General features: G+C 71.6%; 15 protein-coding genes. 1 reads left to right on the forward strand and 14 read right to left on the reverse strand.

The genetic code is table 11. From position 1 onward, the window contains the following. Positions 1–20: 20 nt before the first annotated feature. The 14 genes from CIW48_RS17165 to CIW48_RS17230 all read right to left on the reverse strand — a co-directional run bounded on the left by CIW48_RS17165 (position 21) and on the right by CIW48_RS17230 (position 15,758). Positions 21–1,544 (reverse strand): altronate dehydratase family protein, encoded by a 1,524-nt coding sequence (locus CIW48_RS17165; protein ID WP_149311857.1) that lies wholly within the window; start codon positions 1,542–1,544, stop codon positions 21–23. A gap of 107 nt (positions 1,545–1,651) precedes the next feature. Next, positions 1,652–2,722, reverse strand: a complete 1,071-nt coding sequence (locus CIW48_RS17170; RefSeq protein ID WP_149311858.1) for a malate/lactate/ureidoglycolate dehydrogenase — start codon at positions 2,720–2,722, stop codon at positions 1,652–1,654. A 120-nt stretch (positions 2,723–2,842) separates the two neighbouring features. Beyond that, the gene (locus CIW48_RS17175; protein WP_149311859.1) at positions 2,843–4,351 is read right to left on the reverse strand and encodes a M81 family metallopeptidase; all 1,509 of its coding nucleotides are present in this window, start codon (positions 4,349–4,351) and stop codon (positions 2,843–2,845) included. 32 nt (positions 4,352–4,383) lie between these two features. After that, positions 4,384–5,100, reverse strand: coding sequence for a DUF1194 domain-containing protein (locus CIW48_RS17180; protein WP_149311860.1), 717 nt, complete (start codon positions 5,098–5,100; stop codon positions 4,384–4,386). A 290-nt stretch (positions 5,101–5,390) separates the two neighbouring features. Next, entirely contained in the window at positions 5,391–6,158 is a 768-nt protein-coding gene (locus CIW48_RS17185) for a DUF1223 domain-containing protein (RefSeq protein ID WP_149311861.1), read from the reverse strand. Between the two features lie 7 nt (positions 6,159–6,165). After that, positions 6,166–7,182 carry a lipid A biosynthesis lauroyl acyltransferase gene (locus CIW48_RS17190; RefSeq protein WP_149311862.1) on the reverse strand — a complete coding sequence of 339 codons (1,017 nt, stop codon included), beginning with the start codon at positions 7,180–7,182 and terminating at the stop codon, positions 6,166–6,168. Positions 7,183–7,321: 139 nt separating this feature from the next. Then, positions 7,322–8,344 (reverse strand): zinc-binding dehydrogenase, encoded by a 1,023-nt coding sequence (locus tag CIW48_RS17195; RefSeq protein WP_149311863.1) that lies wholly within the window; start codon positions 8,342–8,344, stop codon positions 7,322–7,324. An 8-nt stretch (positions 8,345–8,352) separates the two neighbouring features. Beyond that, positions 8,353–8,643: an SH3 domain-containing protein gene (locus tag CIW48_RS17200; RefSeq protein WP_173009295.1), complete on the reverse strand. Its 291-nt coding sequence runs from the start codon at positions 8,641–8,643 to the stop codon at positions 8,353–8,355. Positions 8,644–8,675: 32 nt separating this feature from the next. Then, positions 8,676–9,443: an SDR family NAD(P)-dependent oxidoreductase gene (locus CIW48_RS17205; RefSeq protein ID WP_149311865.1), complete on the reverse strand. Its 768-nt coding sequence runs from the start codon at positions 9,441–9,443 to the stop codon at positions 8,676–8,678. Next, positions 9,440–10,723, reverse strand: a complete 1,284-nt coding sequence (locus tag CIW48_RS17210) for a beta-ketoacyl-ACP synthase (RefSeq protein ID WP_149311866.1) — start codon at positions 10,721–10,723, stop codon at positions 9,440–9,442. Before CIW48_RS17210 ends, CIW48_RS17205 begins: the two co-directional genes overlap by 4 nt. Positions 10,724–10,922: 199 nt before the next feature. Continuing rightward, positions 10,923–12,179, reverse strand: coding sequence for a Zn-dependent hydrolase (locus CIW48_RS17215; protein WP_173009299.1), 1,257 nt, complete (start codon positions 12,177–12,179; stop codon positions 10,923–10,925). 116 nt (positions 12,180–12,295) lie between these two features. Then, entirely contained in the window at positions 12,296–12,757 is a 462-nt protein-coding gene (locus CIW48_RS17220; RefSeq protein WP_149311868.1) for a tellurite resistance TerB family protein, read from the reverse strand. Positions 12,758–12,984: 227 nt separating this feature from the next. Continuing rightward, complete coding sequence (locus tag CIW48_RS17225) at positions 12,985–14,151, reverse strand: carboxylate-amine ligase (RefSeq protein ID WP_149311869.1); 1,167 nt, start codon at positions 14,149–14,151, stop codon at positions 12,985–12,987. Between the two features lie 89 nt (positions 14,152–14,240). Continuing rightward, on the reverse strand, positions 14,241–15,758 hold the full coding sequence (locus CIW48_RS17230; RefSeq protein ID WP_149311870.1) for a CYTH and CHAD domain-containing protein: 1,518 nt from the start codon (positions 15,756–15,758) through the stop codon (positions 14,241–14,243). Positions 15,759–16,117: 359 nt separating this feature from the next. On the opposite strand from CIW48_RS17230, the gene selB reads away from it, so the two are divergent. Beyond that, a complete protein-coding gene (gene selB / locus CIW48_RS17235) occupies positions 16,118–18,058 on the forward strand; it encodes a selenocysteine-specific translation elongation factor (RefSeq protein WP_246695296.1) in 1,941 nt (646 codons plus the stop codon). Positions 18,059–18,218: the final 160 nt, after the last annotated feature.

An 18,218-nucleotide genomic window follows, 5' to 3' on the forward strand; every position in this document is an offset into this window, starting at 1 on the left:
AGAGGCGATGCCACGACGGTTCACACGGTCGCGCCGATCTGCCAGGGCGCGAATTCCGATGACCCGAAATCGAACTGCTCGCTCTTCGTCCGCTCGCCGCCGGCGACCCGCAGGATCAGGTCGAAGATCCGGCGCCCGGCCTGCTCGACGGTCTCCTCGCCGTCGAGGATCGTGCCGCAATTCACGTCCATGTCCTCTTCGAGCCGCCGATACATGGCGGAATTCGTGGCGATCTTGATCGACGGTGACGGCTTGCAGCCGAAGACGCTGCCGCGTCCGGTGGTGAAGCAGACGAGGTTCGCCCCGCCCGCCACCTGCCCGGTGGCCGAGACCGGATCGTAGCCGGGCGTGTCCATGAACACGAAGCCCTTGGCGGTGACCGGATCGGCGTAGCGCAGCACGTCGACGAGGTTGGTGCTGCCCGCCTTCGCCATGGCGCCGAGCGACTTCTCCAGGATCGTGGTCAGGCCGCCGGCCTTGTTGCCCGGCGACGGGTTGGCGTCGATCTCCGACCCCTCCTTGCGGGTGTATTCCTCCCACCAATGCATCAGGTCGACGAGCTTCTGGCCGACCTCCGGGCTGACGGCGCGGCGGGTGAACAGGTGCTCGGCCCCGTAGGTCTCGGTGGTCTCCGACAGGATCACCGTGCCGCCGTTCTGCACCACGAGGTCGCTGGCGATTCCCAGCGCCGGGTTGGCCGAGACGCCCGAATACCCGTCCGAGCCGCCGCATTGCAGGGCAACGATCAGCTCACTCGCGGGCACGGGCTCGCGCTGGACCACGTCCGCCTCGGCCAGGATGCCCCTCACGAAGTCGATCCCGGCCTCAACGGTCTTCCGGGTGCCGCCGAGACTCTGGATGTTCATGCTGCGGATCCGGTCGCCGAGCCCCTGCTCCTCCAGGAAGGCGCCGATCTGGTTCACCTCGCAGCCGAGTCCGATCATCACGATGTGCGAGAAGTTGACGTGCCGCGCGTAGCCCGCGAGCGTCCGGCGCAGGAGCCGCAGCGGCTCGCCCATCGCCATGCCGCAGCCGGTCTTGTGCGTCAGCGCCACCACGCCGTCGACGTTCGGGTAGGCGGCGAGCGGGTCGAGGCCCAGGATCGGGTGGCGCCGGAACGCGTCGGCGATCAGGTCGGCCACGTGGGCGCTGCAATTCACCGAGGTGAGGATGCCGACATAGTTTCGGGTGGCCACGCGCCCGTCGGGGCGGCGGATGCCCTGGAAGGTCGCCGGCGGCGCGACGAGCCGCGTCGGTGTGGCATCAACCCCGAACGCATAGTCCCGGGCGAACTCGCCCATCCCGAGATTGTGGCCATGGACGTGCTGGCCGGCCGCGATGTCGTCTTTCGCGAAGCCGATGATCTGGCCGTATTTGGTCACCGGCTCGCCGCTGCGGTGATCGCGGATTGCGACCTTGTGGCCGGCCGGGATCCGCTCCGCGGCCGTTACGCCGTCGGCGACCGGGGTGCCCGGCGCGATGGCGCCGCGCGCCACGGCCACGCCGTCGGCCGGCCGGAGGGTGATCACGGGGTAGCTGGACATCGAACTCTCCTGGGATGTGCTCGGGCCGCCCGCCATCAGCGCGCCGCCACGGGGCGCAGGGCCGGGGCGCGGGCCTTCGACGTCAAAGCCGGCCGGACTTGGCCGGCTCAGGCGCGGTAGGCATTGCCGTCTAGGCCGTGCGGCCGGCCGGCGGCGAGAAGGGTCTCCCAGACGGGTTCGGGCAGGGGCACGCCCTCGGCGAGGCGTTCGGCGCGCATCCGCCGCTCCGGCTCGCCCGGCAGCAGGACCTCGGCGCCGGGCATCGGCTTGGCGCTTTTGAAGAAGTCGAGATAGGCCCGGGTCTCGGTCGCGAGCGCATCCTCGGTGCCGAGGGCGGCGGGCGTGACGTAGATCGACAGCATGCCGTTGCAGATCCGGCGTTGCCCGGGCCCGGCGGTGCCGGAGCCGGTGAGCGCGCCGGCGAGCAGCTCGCACATGAGCGCGAGGCCCGACCCCTTGTGCTCGCCGAAGGCCCGGATCGCCCCGCGGCCGCGCTGGTTGTCGCGCTCAACGCCCTCCAGCGGTCCGAACAAGGTCGCCGGATCGGCGCTCAGGCGGCCGTCGGGCTCGATCAGCGCGCCCTCCGGCAGCGGCTTGCCGCCGCGGGAGGCGACGAGCACCTTGCCCTCGGCGACCAGGGAGGTGGCGAAGTCGAGGATGATCGGCTCGCCTCCCGGGACCGGAAAGCCGGCCGCGAAGGGTGCGGTGGAGAACCGGCGCTCCACCGAACCGAAGGGCGCCACGAGAAGGCTGCCCGCCACGTTGACGAAATGGACCGAGACCAGGCCGGCCGCCGCCGCCCGCTCGGCCCACTCGCCGATGCGGCCGAGATGCCCGGCATGCCGGAGGGCGACGATCGCGACCCCGTTCTCCCGCGCCTTGGCGATTCCGAGATCGGTGGCGTAGGGGCCGGCTGTCTGACCGAACCCGTAATGGGCGTCCAAGAGGGCGAAGCACGGGGCGTCCGTGACGATCTCGGGCGTGCGCCCGCCCTCGACCTCCCCGGCGCGCAGCCATTCGACGTAGCGGGTGACGCGGACGACGCCGTGGCTGTCGTGGCCGGTGAGGTTCGCCCCCACGAGGAACCGGCCGATCCGCTCGGCCTCGGGCTCGGCACAGCCCTCGCGCACGAAGATATCCCGCACATAGTCGGTCAGCCGGTCGGCCGAGATCCGCATTCCGTCTCTCCCTCGCCGCGCTTCACCGAGCGCGTGCGGGATGAGCCTAGCGTTCCCGGACGTGCAGGGCGAGCACCCGGAGGTGACGGCGGCCGCCACCTGTCGTCCCCGCGGGACCGGTCAGCGACCGGACGGGACCGGGCCGGCCGGATCGCCGTAGGGGTAGAAGTCGGCGGCCCGCATCGTCTCGTAGGCGAGGTGATCGAGCCGCACCGTGCCGATGAACGGCTCCGGGGGCTCAACCAGCAGGATCGTGCGGGCATAGCCGCTGTCGTCGAAGCCCCGCCGGAAATGGACCCGCGACTTGATCGCCACGACATCGAAATCGGCGGCCTCCAGGCCGAGGCGCCACAACTCGTCGGGCTCGACGACCTGCGCGAGTTGCGGGCTCAAGACGAGCACGTTGCCGCTCCCGAAGGCGACGCAGATCCAGCGCCCACCGCCACCGCCGCTCCCGGCAACGCCGGGCTCCGGCGCCGCGACGACGCGCAGCACGGTTCCGGTGATCCGCACCGGATCACCCGCAGAGGGATCGCCGCCGCCGCCGACCGATGCGTCGAACGGGTCGCCGGTGGCAACGCCGTCCATCGCCGCTAGGATCTCCGGCGACGCGACGGTGGCGATGAGCGCGCGCGGCAGGCCTTGCCGGAGGATCTCGCGCAGCAGCCAGGTCGCCCGGCCGGACCGGTCGCTATGGTCGGCGAGGACGACCGGCGCGGCGCCGTCGGCGACCGCCTCCCGGGCGAGGCGCACGCCCTCGGCTATTGGATGGATCCGTGTCGCCTCGAGCAGCGCGCGCCGATGCCGCCACGCGAAATCCGCGACGTCCCGGGCGACCCGGTCGGCGAGGCCCGGGTCGTCGTTGGTGATGACCTGGACGGTCATCCCGCCATCCGGCGCGTCACCCCACGGGAAGCCGAAGAAGACGTTGACGAACACGTCCGGCTCGCGCGCCTCCCAGACGAGGGCCCGCTGCACGAGATTGGACCAGGGCGGGGCGCCGGTCCATTGCACGGCGGTGGGCGAGAGGATCGGCACTTTCAGGGTGCGATGCGCCGGTCGGAAATCGCCGCGCACGGCGCGGACCATCATCCGGGCGGCGCGCTGGCCCTGGAGGTGACCGTCGTAATGCGGGAAGTACTTCACCGCGAAGGCCATGTCGGCATGGTCGAGGAAGGCCGCATCCTCGTTGCCGTGCAGGTCGAAGGTCCCGACCAGGATCGCCCGCTCGCCCACCGCCGCGCGGACCTGGCGGGCGATGTCGGCCTCCGGCCGGGAGACGCCGCGCACCGCCATCGCGCCGTGAAGCGCGAGATAGACGCCGTCGAAGGGCCCCTGCGCCCGCAATTCCGCGACCATGAGCCCGAGGAAATGCGCGTAGGCGTCCGCGGTGATCCAGCCGGAGGCCGTGCCGGTCCGCGGCCAGAGCGGCGAGGTGATGCCCACCAGCTCGACACCGTCATATTCCCGCGCCACCTGCACGAAGCCGCCCATGTAGCCCTTGGGATCGGTGGCGAGCAGTGCCGCCCCGGCGGCCGGCGAGCCGGGATAGAGGAAGTCGTCCCGGGTCGTGTCGTTCGGCAGGAACGTCACGGTCTCATGCGTGAACTGGAGAACGGCAAGGCGCATCGATGGTCGGCCCTCTGGAATCCGGGTGACGGTCAGGAGATCTCGCGCACCAGTTTGGCGATCAGCGAGCGGCCGAAGGCCGCGAAGCTCTCTGCGGTCATCACGAAGGCGCCCTCCCCGCCGATCACGACGCTCCGGTAATACGCCGCCAGACCGCCCGCCGGATTGGTGTGCTCCTTCAGGAAAGCCGGCATCCCCTCCGGTTCGGTGAGGATGACGATGCCGTTGACGGTGATGCCCGCCGCCACGGCGGCGTCGCGGGCCTCGGCGATGGAGCGTCCGGCATTGCCGGTGCCGTCCCCCGAGATGTCGATCACCCGCCTTTCGGCGCGGAACGGCGCGCGGGCCAGCAGGTCGGTGGCGAATCCGATCGCCGATCCGATCGCGGTACGGCCGTAGAACGGACGCGGCACGGCGAGCAGACGCGCGGCGAAATCCGCCGCATCCCGCGCCGAGCCGACCACCATCCAGTCGACCGCGACCTGCTGCTCGCCGGGGCCGGCCCAGGCGAACAGGGCGACGCCGATGCGCCCGGTCGGGCCATCGCCGATGGCGCGCAGCACGCGCGGATCACTGAAAGCCTCGGCATAGCCCCTGCGCTCGAGGTCGAAGCGCGCCTCGCTGATGCTGAGCGACACGTCCGCCGCCAGGACAAGGAGCAGGTCCACGCCCGAATCGGCCGCGCGGACACGGCGGCCGGCCAGCGACAGAACGGCGAACACCCCGGACAGCAGGCGGCGTCGCCGCATGGCCGACCCTCGATGAAGGGCGCCCGCGCGGAACGGCGGACGGCCACCCTGATGCAACGAGCCTGCCGACCGGCCGGTTCGCGCCGGCCCGCCGCCCTGCGCAGACGCGCGGCCCGTCGCCGAAAGTTTCCGCTCCACTGGTGCAGATCCGCGCCGCCTTCGGCCGCCTCGACGGGCGGCTGCGGCGCTCGTCCGCGAATCCCGGGCGCGCCGTCAGCGCGAAGGTCGCTGGAAGGTCGCGGGAAGATCGACCCGACCCCGCTGAAACAGCGTCGCGGGGAGGCTGCGCGCTACAATCCCGGCCCTTTCGCGGCCCCGAGGATGCGGCCCGGCTTGCCGTCGGCGGCGCCCTGCAGAAGGACGACCCAGCTATCCGCGTCGGCGACGCGGGCCTGGGTGTCGGGCACCTCGAACCGGGCCGGCTGGCCGGTCCAGGGTCCGAGGCGCTGCATGCCCCGCACAACGTTGACGTAGGTCGCGGTCCGGCCGCCATTCTCCCCGGCCGCAATGGCGATGGCACGGCTGCGCAGCACCGGCACGAGCCACACATCGCCGCGGATTTCGGTCTTGGCTTCCGGGGCAGCGCCGACCTCCACGAGGATCCGGTCGCCCTTCGTCTCCCCACGCACCGACACCGGCAGCCCGCCGCGCTGGCAGGCTTCGCGGACCAGCCGGTCGAGGGCCGGGCGGTCGGACCCGACGGCGAAGCTGTTGCCATCGACCACGACCTGGGGCGTGAAAACCTGTCGGGCACCGCGCCCCCGCGCGTAGGCGCGCTGGCGCTCGGTCAGCGGCCGCAGCGCCAGCGTGTCCTTCCAGCCGAGATAGTCCCAGTAGGTCACCGGCAAAGTCAGCGCGATGACTCCGGGCTTGTGGGCGAGGTCGCGCAGAACCGGATCGGCGGACCGGCAGGCCCCGCATCCCTGGCTGGTGAACATTTCCACCACGGCGCGAACCGGCTCGGCCCGCGCCGGTATCGCGGCCATCGTCGCGCAGGCAAGCAGCGCAGCGCGGAGCGCGCGGCGGTCGCGGGTCGGGGCGCGGTGCCGGGGCGTCATCGATCCATCAGACCGTCTGGGAGGCCGAAGGTGAAATCACGTTGGCTTGAGAGGCCTCTACCATCGGTTGAAGTGGCGCCGGCGCCACTTTCGGCTTGGGCAGCATGTCGGGCCGCCAGCGGCGATGCATCCAAAGCCACTGGCCGGGATTCTCCCGCACCCAGCCCTCGACAACGGATGTCATCGCCTGCATGGCGCCGGCGACGTCGACGGTCCCGTCGGCGGCCCTGGGCAGGTCGAGGGGCGGCGTCAGATCGAGGCGGAAGCGGCCTTCCGGGAGGCGGACGACGCGCACGCCGTGCACCGGGCAGTCGTAGTGGCGGGCGAGCTTGGCGAGCAGCGGGTTGGCGAGGCACGGCCGGCCCAGGAAGGTCACCACGACGCCGCGGGTGAAGTGCTGGTCGATCAGCTGGCCCAGATGGCCGCCATTCTCGACCACGTCGCGCATGGCGAAGACGGCGCCCGGCGTCGATGCGGCGAGCCCGCCCATCGTCCGCCGCCTGACCTCCTCGACTAGGCGCGCGGCCGCGGGATTGTTCGGCGGGCGGAACACGGCGGTCGCATTCAGGCCGAACCGAGCCGCGCAGATCGCCGGCAATTCCCAGTTCGCCAGATGCGCCGAGAAGATCAGACCCGGCCGGCCGTCGTCGCGCAGGGCGTAGAAGTGCTCGATCCCCGAGACCTCGGTCCGCATCGGCCCGGCGCCGGCAGGATCGTAATCGAACAGGGTGTCGAGATGGGCATATTCGGCCCCCGTCCGCCCGAGATTCTCCCAGGCCTCCAGGGCGATCCGCCTCCGCTCCGCATCCGTCATGTCGGGAAAGACCGCGCGCAGGTTCGCCATTGCGGTGCGGTGCGCCGGCAGCAACGGCCCGAGCGTGCGCAGCAACGCGGCGCCGAGCGCCGTGGAGCGCACCGGCCCGAGGCCCCGCGCCAGCAGGACCAGAGCCCGGATCACCGGGATCATGGCGAAGCCCGCGAGGCGCGGGTAAGACCGTTTCAGCAGGAGGGCGAGACGCAGCACAATCACTTCCAGGACTACGGTACGGGCGGCCCCCCAGCGACCCGTACGGCAACGTTTACGCCAAGTCTCTCGCAGCGCGAAATGAAGACCGACGCACTCGGAGACGTTGTGGTACCGAGCGGGCGCACCGTCGTCGACGCTACAGGCTCACGAGAATCTTGCCGAAGACCCGGCGCGATTCGAGGCGCTCCAGACCCTGCGCGAAATCCGCCAGCGGGTACACCGTATCCACCACCGGTCGAATGCCGGCATCCATCTTGGCGAGTGCCTGACCGATATTCGCCAGGGAGCAGCCGAACGAGCCGGTGATGCGATACTGCTGCTGGAACAGCTGCATCAGGTTCATGGTCGCCGAGACGCCCGAGGTCGACCCGCAGGTCACGAGTCGGCCGCCGCGCTTCAGGCAAAGCAGGGAGCCGTTCCAGGTATCGGCACCGACATGCTCAAATACCACGTCGACGCCCTTGCGCTTGGTCAGCCGGCGGACCTCGCCCTCGAAGCGCTCGGTGCGATAGTTGATGACGTGGTCGGCGCCGAGTTCGGCGGCCTTGCGCCCCTTCTCGTCGTCGCCGACGGTCGCGTAGACGGTGCAGCCGATCGCCTTGGCCATACGGATCGCCGCGGTGCCGATCCCCGAGCCGCCGGCATGGACCAGCACGCTCTCACCGGGTTCCAGGTGGGCATTGTCGAACAGCATGTGCTGCACCGTGCCGAAGGCGATGCCGGCGCAGGCGGCGTCGGTGTCGCTGACGCCGTCCGGCACCCTGACGACCAGGCGGGACGGCACGGTCACCAATTCCCGCGCGAAGCCGTCGAGATGGAAGCCCATCACCCCGGACACGTCCTCGCAGAGGTTGTCGCGGCCCTCGCGGCAGGCCCGGCACCGGCCGCAGGTCATGGCCCCGTAGGGAACGACCCGGTCGCCGACCGCGAGGCCGGTGACGCCCGCCCCGACCGATTCGACGATCCCGGCCGCTTCCGCGCCGACGATCAGCGGCATCTTCCGCTTGGCGAAGGCCATGCCGCGAAAGCCCCAGACGTCGATGAAGTTGAGGCCGACGGCGCGGATCCGGATCCGAACCTCGTCGGCGCCCGGTGCGGGCGGCGGCTCGATCTCGGTCAGGCGCAGGTCGCGGTCGCCGAACAGCTGGAGGGCTTGCATCGTCTCTCTCATCGCTCGGGCGCCAGGTATCGCCGCCGCGCCCAGCCCAGGACCCGTCCGGCCTTCACCCGGCACCACGTGGTACGGCTCGGCGTGTCGTTGGTGCAGCCGAAGACCAGGGCGCGGCTGCGGATCTCGCCGATCTGCTCGGCGGACGGGTCCGGCTCGGCGCGGATGCTCAGCGGCTCGCCCGGCGGCAGGCCCGAGATCCGGTAGGCCTCGGGCTCCGCCCGTGCGTGGCCCGGGGCCAGGAGAGCCGCGCAGCAGAGGGCGGCGGTGAGGGCGAGGCTGGCGCGCATCGGCAGAATCGTCCGGTTCGGCGGCACCACCGTCAGGACCGGTGGACACCCATCATGGCGGTCAGGCCACCATCGACGGGCAGCACGGCACCGGTGATGTAGGATCCGCCCGCGCCCATCAGGAAGGCGGCCAGCGCCGCCACGTCCTCGGGCCGCCCGAACCGGCCGGCGGGGATCTGACGCGCCATGCCGTCCCGGTAGGCGGCGTAGCGCTCCATCATGGCGGTGTCGACGAAGCCCGGCGCGATCACGTTGACGGTCACGCCGCGCTTGGCTGTCTCGATCGCCAGGGTACGGCAATAGGCGATGAGGGCGCCCTTGGTCGCCGCGTAGGCAGCATTTCCGGCATTCGCCCGCAGGGCGGCGACGGACCCGATCGCCACGATGCGGCCGGACCGCGCCCGGGTCATCTCCCGCACCAGGGATTTGGCGAGCCGGGTCAGCGAGAAGAAATTGACCTGCATGGCCGCCTCGGCCCGCTCCTGATCGAGCATCGCCGCGAGCGCGTCGCAGGACTGGCCGGCATTGTGGACGAGGCCGTAATAGCCCGCCGCCTCCGCGGTCTCGCAGAAGGATTCCAGCGCCGCCCGATCCGCGAGGTCGAGGGCATGGGCCGCGAAGGCCCGGTCCGGATGCGCCCCGCGCAGATCGGCGAGCAGCGCCTGCGCGGCCTCGGCGGAGGCGCGATAGGTGAAGTCGACGGCCAGTCCGGATTCCGCCAGGGCGCGGACGATCGCCGCGCCGATCCCGGACGCGCCGCCGGTCACCAGGACCCGGCGGGGTTCCATCCCGGCGCTCACGCGGGCTCCGCGCCGAGGACCAGGCAGGTATTCTGGCCGCCGAAGCCGAACGAGTTCGACAGCACGATCCGCACCGGCAGGTCGCGGGCGGCCTCGACGATGTCGAGGGCGATGCTCGGGTCCGGCACCCGGTGGTTGATGGTCGGCGGGATCCGGCCGTGGCGAATGGTCAGCAGCGAGATTGCGGCCTCGATCGCGCCGGCCGCCGTCAGGGTGTGGCCGATCATCGACTTGTTGGAGGTCACCGGCAGCGCGGCGGCGCGCTCGCCGAACACCGCTCCCAGACCCAGCGCTTCCATCTTGTCGTTCTCCGGCGTCGAGGTGCCGTGGGCGTTGACCGTGTCGATCGCCTCCGCGCCGACGCCGGCATCCTCCAGGCTCGCGCGAATCGCCGCGATGATCGGCGCGCCGTCGGGACTGGAGCGGGTGCGATGGAAGCCGTCGCCCTTCTCGCCGCAGCCGAGAACGTAGCCGAGGATCGTCGCGCCCCGGGCGACGGCGGCCTCGGCATCCTCCAGCACCAGCGCGGCCGCGCCCTCACCCATCACGAAGCCGTCCCGGTCCTTGGAGAACGGCTTCGAGGCCGCCTCCGGCTCGTCGTTGCGGGTCGAGAGCGCCGAGAGGAGCGAGAAGCGGATCAGCGATTCCGGGTTCACCGACCCATCGGTGCCAATACAGAGCGCTGCCGCAGTCTCGCCGCGCCGGATCGCCTCGACGCCGAGCTGGATCGCCGTGGCCCCCGACGAGCAGGCTGTCGAGAGGGAGATGGGCGAGCCCTTGGTGCCGAACCGGTCGGCGATGCGGTCGGCGACCGTGCCGAAGATGAACAGATCGTGCCACGGATCGAAGCGGCGCGTCGCCGCCGCCCGCAGGAGACCGGCATAATCGACCGGTCCGTCACCGCCGGCGGCCGCCGCCAGGGCCTGACGCTGCGGCCACTCCATCTCGACCGGCGGCACCGCGATGAACAGAGCGCCCGGAAAGTCGCCCCTGGCGCCGATTCCGGACTGCGCCACCGCCTCCTCGGCGGCGACCGCGGCGAAACGCTCCGACAGGAGCGGCGCGACGAGGGGCTCGGTGTCGAGGAAATCCACGGTTCCGGCGATGCGCGTGCGCAGACCGTCGGTGGGGAACCGCCCGATGGAATGGATGCCCGACCGGCCCTCGGTCATGGCCGCCCAGGTGTCGGCCTGGCCCTGACCGAGGGAGGAAACGACGCCGATGCCGGTGACCGCGACGAGCGGCCGGCCCTTGGCGTCGCGGTAGGATCGCGCGCTCATGGAGCGGTCCTTACGGGATTTTCCGCCGCGGTACACCTCCGCACAGGCTTGCCGGTCCACGCCGCCGTCCGTCAGGGGCACCGCAGGCGAGCCCGGAATCCGGAACCGCTCGGTGCCCGCCTCCGCTCCGTCGGCCAGTCCGGATCCCGGCGCCGCTGCGCGGCCCCGGGACGACGCGGTGCTGTCCCGGAAGGCGGCCCTAGGCGCGCGGGGCGTTGGCGAGGCGGAGCACCGTCTGCAGCAGCACGTCGGCGCCGGCCGCGCAGTCGGCCTGCGTGGCGGATTCCGCCTCGTTGTGGCTGATCCCGTCCTTGCACGGCACGAAGATCATCGCAGCCGGTACCTTCGCGGCGAGGTTGCAGGCATCGTGGCCGGCGCCCGAGATGATCCGGCGGCGCGCATGCCCCAGGCTCTCGGCGGACGCGTCGATCGCCGCCACGATGGCCGGATCGAACGGCACCGGCTCCTTCCGCCAGATCCGGGTCAGCGCGATGTCCAGGTGACGCCGCACGGCGATCTCGGCCGCCGCCTCGCTGAGCGCCGCCTCCATGGCGTCGAGCGTCGCGGCGCGCGGATCGCGCACATCCACCGTAAAGGCGACCCGGCCCGGCACGACGTTGCGCGAGGGCGCGAGGATCGCGGCCTCGCCGATCGTCGCCACCGCGGAGGGCGCGTGGCTCAGCGCGATCCTCTCGGCCGCCAGGGCGAATTCCGAGAGCGCGAGCAGCGCGTCGCGGCGGCGCGGCATCGGCGTGGTGCCGGCATGGCTCTCGAAGCCGGTGATCACGCCGTCGAACCACATGATGCCCTGGCCGCCCTCGACCACGCCGATGGTCTTGCCCTCGGCCTCCAGGATCGGCCCCTGCTCGATGTGCAGCTCGACGAAGGCGCCGATCTCCCGCGTGCCGACGGCCTCGACCCCGCGATAGCCGATCGCGTCGAGCGCCTCCGCCACCGTGGTGCCGGCGGCGTCGCGCTTGGCCAGGATCTCGTCGGTGGTGAAGTCGCCGGCATAGGCCGCCGAGGCCATCATGGCGGGGGCGAAGCGCGAGCCCTCCTCGTTGGTCCAGTTGACCACGAGGAGCGGCGCCTCGGTCTCGATCCCGGCATCGTTCAGGCTGCGCATCACCTCCAGGCCGGCCAGGACGCCGAGGACACCGTCGAACTTGCCGCCGGTGGGCTGTGTGTCGAGGTGCGAACCGAAGGCGATCGGCTTGCGGTTCATGTCCCGGCCCGGCCGCAGGGCGTATTGCGTGCCCAGGGCGTCGACCGAGACCGTCAGCCCGGCCGCCTCGCACGCCTCCCGGAACCAGTCGCGGACCTGGCCGTCTTCGGCCGAGAGCGTCAGGCGATTGATGCCGCCGGCGGGCGTGCCGCCGAATTCCGCGGTCTCCAGGATCGTCGCCCAGAGTCGCGCGCCGTTGGCGCGCAGGTTGTGGGTCTTGCTCAGGGTCATCTCGGCCATGCCGGTTCCTTTGACGGCGGGTCGCCGTGCGACGGGGTCTTTATAGGCGGGCGCGGCCGATCTGGCAGCGCTCCCATGGCGAGCAACCGCAATGCCAACCGGAATGGTCAGGCCGGCGGGCGCCGGACCGGATTCGCGCGGAGCAGCCTGATCGCGTCGACCCGGAGGGCCACAGCGATCTCGCCGAGGGCGCTCGCCTCGATATTGCTGATCCCGTCCTGATCGGCGACGTCCGCGGCGATCAGGAAGACGTTCTCGCGCTGGTTCGGGGGCCGGTCCGCGATGGCCGTGACGTGGCGCAGGTTCTCGGCCCGGCCGAGCCGGGTGCGCGCCCGGGCGATACCCGCGTAGAGCTCGGTCTCCAGCATCAGCGCGTCGTAACCCTTCATCAGGACCGGGTCGGCCTTCAAGCCGTGCAGCGCCGCGTCGAATTCCGGCCCGGCGACCTCGCCGTCGGCCACGATGACGTTAGCGGCGGCCGAGACCGCCGCGAGCATCAGCACCTTGTCGCCGGCATAGGCCGTCACGGTACGGCCGACATGGCCGAAGAGGTCGCGCAGGAGGCTCATTCCGGAGGATCGGCCGACGGTCGGGGGCTGCTTGAACGGGAGGGATAGCAGAGCGCGGCGCGGAGGGAACCCACCCGCACGGGACCGGCCATAATCGCACGCGACCGCGACGACCAGACATCCTTCGGCAACATGAGCATGCGACTCATTGGTTCGACCGCGTTCTCAAGCGCGGCCGACGGAACGCGGCCTCGGCGATCCCCCCTCAGCCGGGTCCGCGCTTATCGTCACGCCGCCGGAGCGATGTTCGGGTGCCCCCCAGGCCCGCACTTCGAGCCGGCGGCGGTCTCGGCCGCGAGCTGGTCCACCACGGCCGACAGCGCCGCGCGCGCCCGGGCGCCCGAGCGGCACGCCGCCGCGAACACCGCCATCTGCCGGTCGGCACTCGTTCCCTCCGAGACGATCCGGGTTGCCTGTTCGCAGGCCGGGCGGCAGCCCAGCGCGTCCGCATCCTCGGCGATGTCGGCGAGGAGGGTCTCGACCAGCTCGGAGACCGGCACGGCCCGAATCTGCACCTCGTCGATGAGCGTCGCGCGGACGCCGTCGCGGCCGGCTCGCCAGAGGTTCTCCATCACGAAGCCGCGGGACGCGGCGGTGAGGCCGGCATTGAGGCGCCGGTCCCGGACCACTCGGCGGACGAGGCAGCGGAACAGGGAGGCGATGCAGAGCGCGTCGTCGAGGCGCGTGCAGCTGTCGGCGACCCGCAGCTCAAGGGTCGGGTATTTCAGCGACGCGCGCAGGTGCCACCAGAGATAGCTGGCATCCGCGATGGCGCCGGTCCGGGTCATCACGTCGACGTAGCGTGCGTAGTCGGCGGGATCGGCAAACAGCTCAGGCACGCCGGTGCGCGGCAACTCCGCATAGGCGCGCATCCGGTAGCCGGCGAGACCCGTCTGCTGACCCTGCCAGAACGGCGATCCGGCCGAGAGCGCGAGGAGCACCGGGAGATACGGCAGCAGCCGGTTGATCAGCCCAATCCGCGCCTCCGGGTCCGGAACCTCCACATGCACGTGAAGGCCGCAGACGAGGTTGCGCCGGCCGAGCATCCGCAGGTCGGCCATGATGCCATGGTAGCGGGCCTTGTCGGTGGGCCGCTGGTCGTGCCACCGGGCGGTCGGATGCGTGCCGGCCGCGAAGATCAGGATGTTCCGCTCAGCGCCGATCTCGGCGAGGGCACTGCGGAGTTCCGCGAGATGCGCGTGGGCCTCAGCGAGATCGGCGGTCGGCGGCGAGGCCACCTCAACCTGGCACTGGAGCTGCTCGCGTTCGGCCGCGTCGAGACGGGCACGCACGGCAGCGTGGAAGGCCCGGAGTCCAGCGCGCGGCGTGCCGCGCGAGCGGGCATCAGCGAGAAAGAACTCCTCCTCGATGCCGAACCTGTAGGCGTGAGCCATTCGCGCTCCCTGCCCGCGCCCCGGGCGGATTGTCCGGCGAAGTCCGCCGCGCGGCCCCGAATCCGGGCCGCGCGACGGCACGAAGAGCGTCAGCGCCAGAAGGGCTTCACGTCGAGAAGTTCGGTCCGGGCCTCCGCGGCCGCATCCAGCAGTTTCTGTGCTCCGGGATCATCCGGACCCGGCATCGGCGGCCCGGACAGGCTCTCGGTCATGGCCCGGGCCGTCTCCAGATCGTTGAGGGCGCCGAGATGGTCCTGCAGGTCCGAGAGCGCGTCGCCGAACTTCGCCTGCCGGCGGAGCGCCTTCTTCTTCCGGTAGAGGCCGGCGAAGAATTCCGCGCCGTAGCGCAGCTTCTTGGCGGCGATCCGCGCCCGATGGCGGGTATGCGGGTCGAGGTGCCGGAGGCCCCGCCCGCGCTTCTTCAGCCGTGACCGCGCCGTGTCGAGTACCTGGGCCGCGAAGTGCCGTCCGTCGACGGCAGCGTCAGGCCCGGCGGCCCAGGAACCGGTCTCGACCCAGCCTGCGAAGTCGATGATGAGCGCCCGCCACTGGGGGCTTTCCAGGATCCCCATCACGGCGTCGTAGGCGACGGCGCGCTCCGCCTCGGCCCGCTCGCGCAACTCGTCGAGCCCCGGCTCGTCGGGACGCTGCTTGGCGAGATCCGGCAGCGTGTCGCTCAGGAATACGTCAAGGTTGCGGGCGTGACCGAACGGCTCGGTGACCCGCTTGATCTCGTCGTTGAAGTCCGCCGCCCGCGGATCGCTGCCCAGCATGGGCGCGAACAGCGACAGCGCCGAGCGCAGGCGGCGCAGGGAAACGCGGATCTGGTGCAGGGCCTCGGGCGGGCGCCCCGCCTCCAGAAAGGCAGTTTCGTTGAGCCGCATATGGCGCAGGCAGGCGCGTGCCACCTGGCGGAAGACTTCGCCGGCGCTCGCTCCCTCCGGCAGTTCCACCGGCTCGGCCTTCACCACCGCCGGGCCAGTGCCGTCGAGCAGCGCGTAACCGACGGCACTCTTGGCCTTCACGCCGAGGCGCAGCGGCACAGTCTCAGCGAGCGTTCGCGCCAGAGCGAACAGGTCCCCGGGCTCGCCGGCCTGAAGTTCCAGCTCGATCTCGCAGAGCGGCGCGTCGCCCTTCGCGGTCTCGACCCGGCCCTCGTCGAGGGTCACGAGCACGCGTGATGCGCCCTGCTCAACCGGGATCTCCCGGCGCATCACCACGGTGGCGAAGAGACGCTCCAGCGCGGCGTCGGCCTCGCGCAGGACCGGCTCGGCCGCGGTGTCGGCCCAGGCCGCGGGGTCCGGTGTCTCCCCGGCGATCTCGGTTTCCCACTCGGACCGATCGAACAGGCCGACGCCGCCGCTTCCGGCCTTCACGGTCTGGATATGCCGTCCGCCCTTGGCGCGGACACGCAGGGTCAGGCCGGCCTCGCGGAGCGCGCGGTCCGGCGTGTCGTAATAGGTCGAAACAAGGAGTTCGGGCTCGGTGGCCGCGGCGTCCTTGAGCCGGGGATGGGACGCGAGCGCCGTCAGGTTCGGCCCGGCGCAGTCGAGCTTCAGCTCGATCTCGCGGGGCTCCGCCGCGGCGTTGCTATCGGTGTCGCTCATACGCTCCTCTTCGTCACCCGCCTCGCTAACGAGGCAGGGATGCCCTCCGGTTGCAACGCGGCGGGCGAAACCGGCATCGGGGCGTGACCGTCCGACACATGCGCCCCAGCAAAGGCGGCAGCGCTACCGGCGTCAAGCGGAGAGGATGGCTCGCCGGTGCTGCGGATGCTTGCTGCGCTGCGTTAAAATCGCGCTTTCCCAAAACGGCACGACATGGCAAGACAGATTGTCCACAATCCATCTGCCTCGCACGCGTCGGCCCCGACCGTCCGGCGACCTACGGCGCCGCAACGCGCCGGCGCGGCGGATCTCCCTTCCGAGCGAGCGGTGCGCCCCGGGTGGACGGCGGTATCGCGGAGATGGTCCGGTCGGTGACTGCTTTGAAGACACTCCTCGTCGGCGTGATCGGGCACGTCGATCACGGCAAGACGGCCCTCGTGCGGGCCCTCACAGGCGTCGAGACCGATCGGCTCAAGGAAGAGCGCACCCGCGGCGTGTCCATCGTGCCGGGTTTCGCGCTGCTGAACGCCGATCCGGGCGAGATCGACCTCGTCGACCTGCCGGGTCACGAGCGGTTCGTCCGCGCCATGATCTCGGGCGCCACCGGGATGCGGTCCGTCCTGCTGGCGGTGGACGCGCATGAAGGGATCAAGCCGCAGACCGTGGAGCATCTCGAGATCGCCCGGCTGATCGGCGTGCGCCGCGGCGTTCTGGCGCTGACCAAGGCGGATCTCGCGACACCCGAGACCCTGGCGGCCCGCGCGGCCGAGATCGCCGCCGCCGCTCTCCGCGCCGGGATTGAGGCTGGTCCGGTCATCGCCACATCGACGGTGACGGGCGCCGGCCTAGCGGAGCTGTCGGCGGCCCTGTCGGCGCTGCTGGCGGAGACGGAACCCGGCCGCGACGACGGCTTCCCCTACCTGCCGGTCGACCGGGTCTTCTCGCGACCGGGCTTCGGCACCGTCGTTACCGGGACGCTGCGGCGCGGGCCGCTCGCTGTCGGGGACACCGTGGAGATCGCTCCCGGCGGTCGCACGGCGGTGGTGCGCGGCCTCCAGATCCATGGACGTCCGGTGGAGCGCGCCGAGCCGGGACGCCGCACTGCGGTCGCGCTGCGCGGGATCGACCTCGACGAGATCGCCCGCGGGCAGGCGCTGTCGCTGCCGGGCCTGCTCGCTCCGAGTTCATGGCTCGATGTCGCGATCACCGCGGCCACGACCGTGCCGGAGGCTCTGGCAGGCGGCATGCGCTGTCGCCTGCTGTTCGGAACCACCGAGGTCGAGGCGCGGCTGCGGCTGCTCGACCGCGACGTCCTCGAGCCGGGCGCCAGCACCCAGGCGCAGGTGCATCTCGCGGAATCCGTCGCGGTGCCGGCGCGGGAGCCATTCGTACTGCGGCTTGATTCGCCCTCCGTCACTGTGGCGGGCGGGCGGATCCTCGACCCGGTGAGTCGCCGTCGGCGGCGCCACGACCCGCGGGTCATGGCCGATCTCGCCGCCCTCACGACGGGAAGTGCCGCGCAGGCGATTACGGTCCGCCTCGGACAGCTCGGCGCGGCCGGAGCGCCCCTGATCGACCTCGCCCGGATTGCCGGCGTATCGCCGGATCGGGTCCGGCAGATGCTGTCCGATGGGGGCGCCCGTGGGATCGGCGACCGATACGTGGGAGCGGCAGCCTTCGAGGCCTTGCGCACCGGCACGCTGGCGGCGCTGTCCCACCATCACCGCGACAACCCGATGGATCACGGTATCGCCCTCGAGCGCCTCGCGCGCACCCTGGTGCTACCCGAGGCGGTGACCGGCGCGGTGCTGCGCGACCTTGCGGCCGCCGGCTCCGTCGCTCAGGCGGGTACGCTGTGGCGGCGGGCGGAATTCGACCCGGCGCGCAACGAGAGCGAGGCCGCCCGGAGGCTGGAGCAGATCTTCCGCCGGGCCGGCCTCAACCCGCCCGACGAAGCCGACGCCGTCGGCCGCGACGTGCGGCGCCGCGAGGCGCTCACCTATCTGGTCGGGGCCGGCACGGTGATCCGCGCCGTCGACCGGGTTCAGCGCCGGGCCGTTCTGTTCCATCGGGAAGCGGTGGCCGGCGCCAAGACACGCCTCGTCGAAGCCTTCCCGGAGGCGAAGACCCCGGAAGCCGGGTTTCTGGCCCGGGAGGCAGGGGCGACGTTGGGAATCTCGCGCAAGTTCTCGATCCCGCTGCTGGAGCACCTCGACGCGACGGGGTTCACCCGGCGGGCCGGGGATCGCCGGATGATCGTATCCCTCGAAGCCGGGCGCGCTGCCCCGGACCAAGGCTGACGCGGTTGTCGTGATTGCTCCGCCCGTTCCGAACAGGCTCCGGGCCCCGGCGGCGATCCCGGACCCGGAGGAACAGGCTGGAGCGTCCGGGGATCCCGGGCTCCGCTGCCCGGCCCCTGGATGAGCGCGGGGTCAGCCGGTCATGCGGGTCGAGGCCCGG

This window comes from Methylobacterium sp. P1-11, assembly GCF_008329595.1.
Classification (GTDB): Bacteria; Pseudomonadota; Alphaproteobacteria; order Rhizobiales; family Beijerinckiaceae; genus Methylobacterium.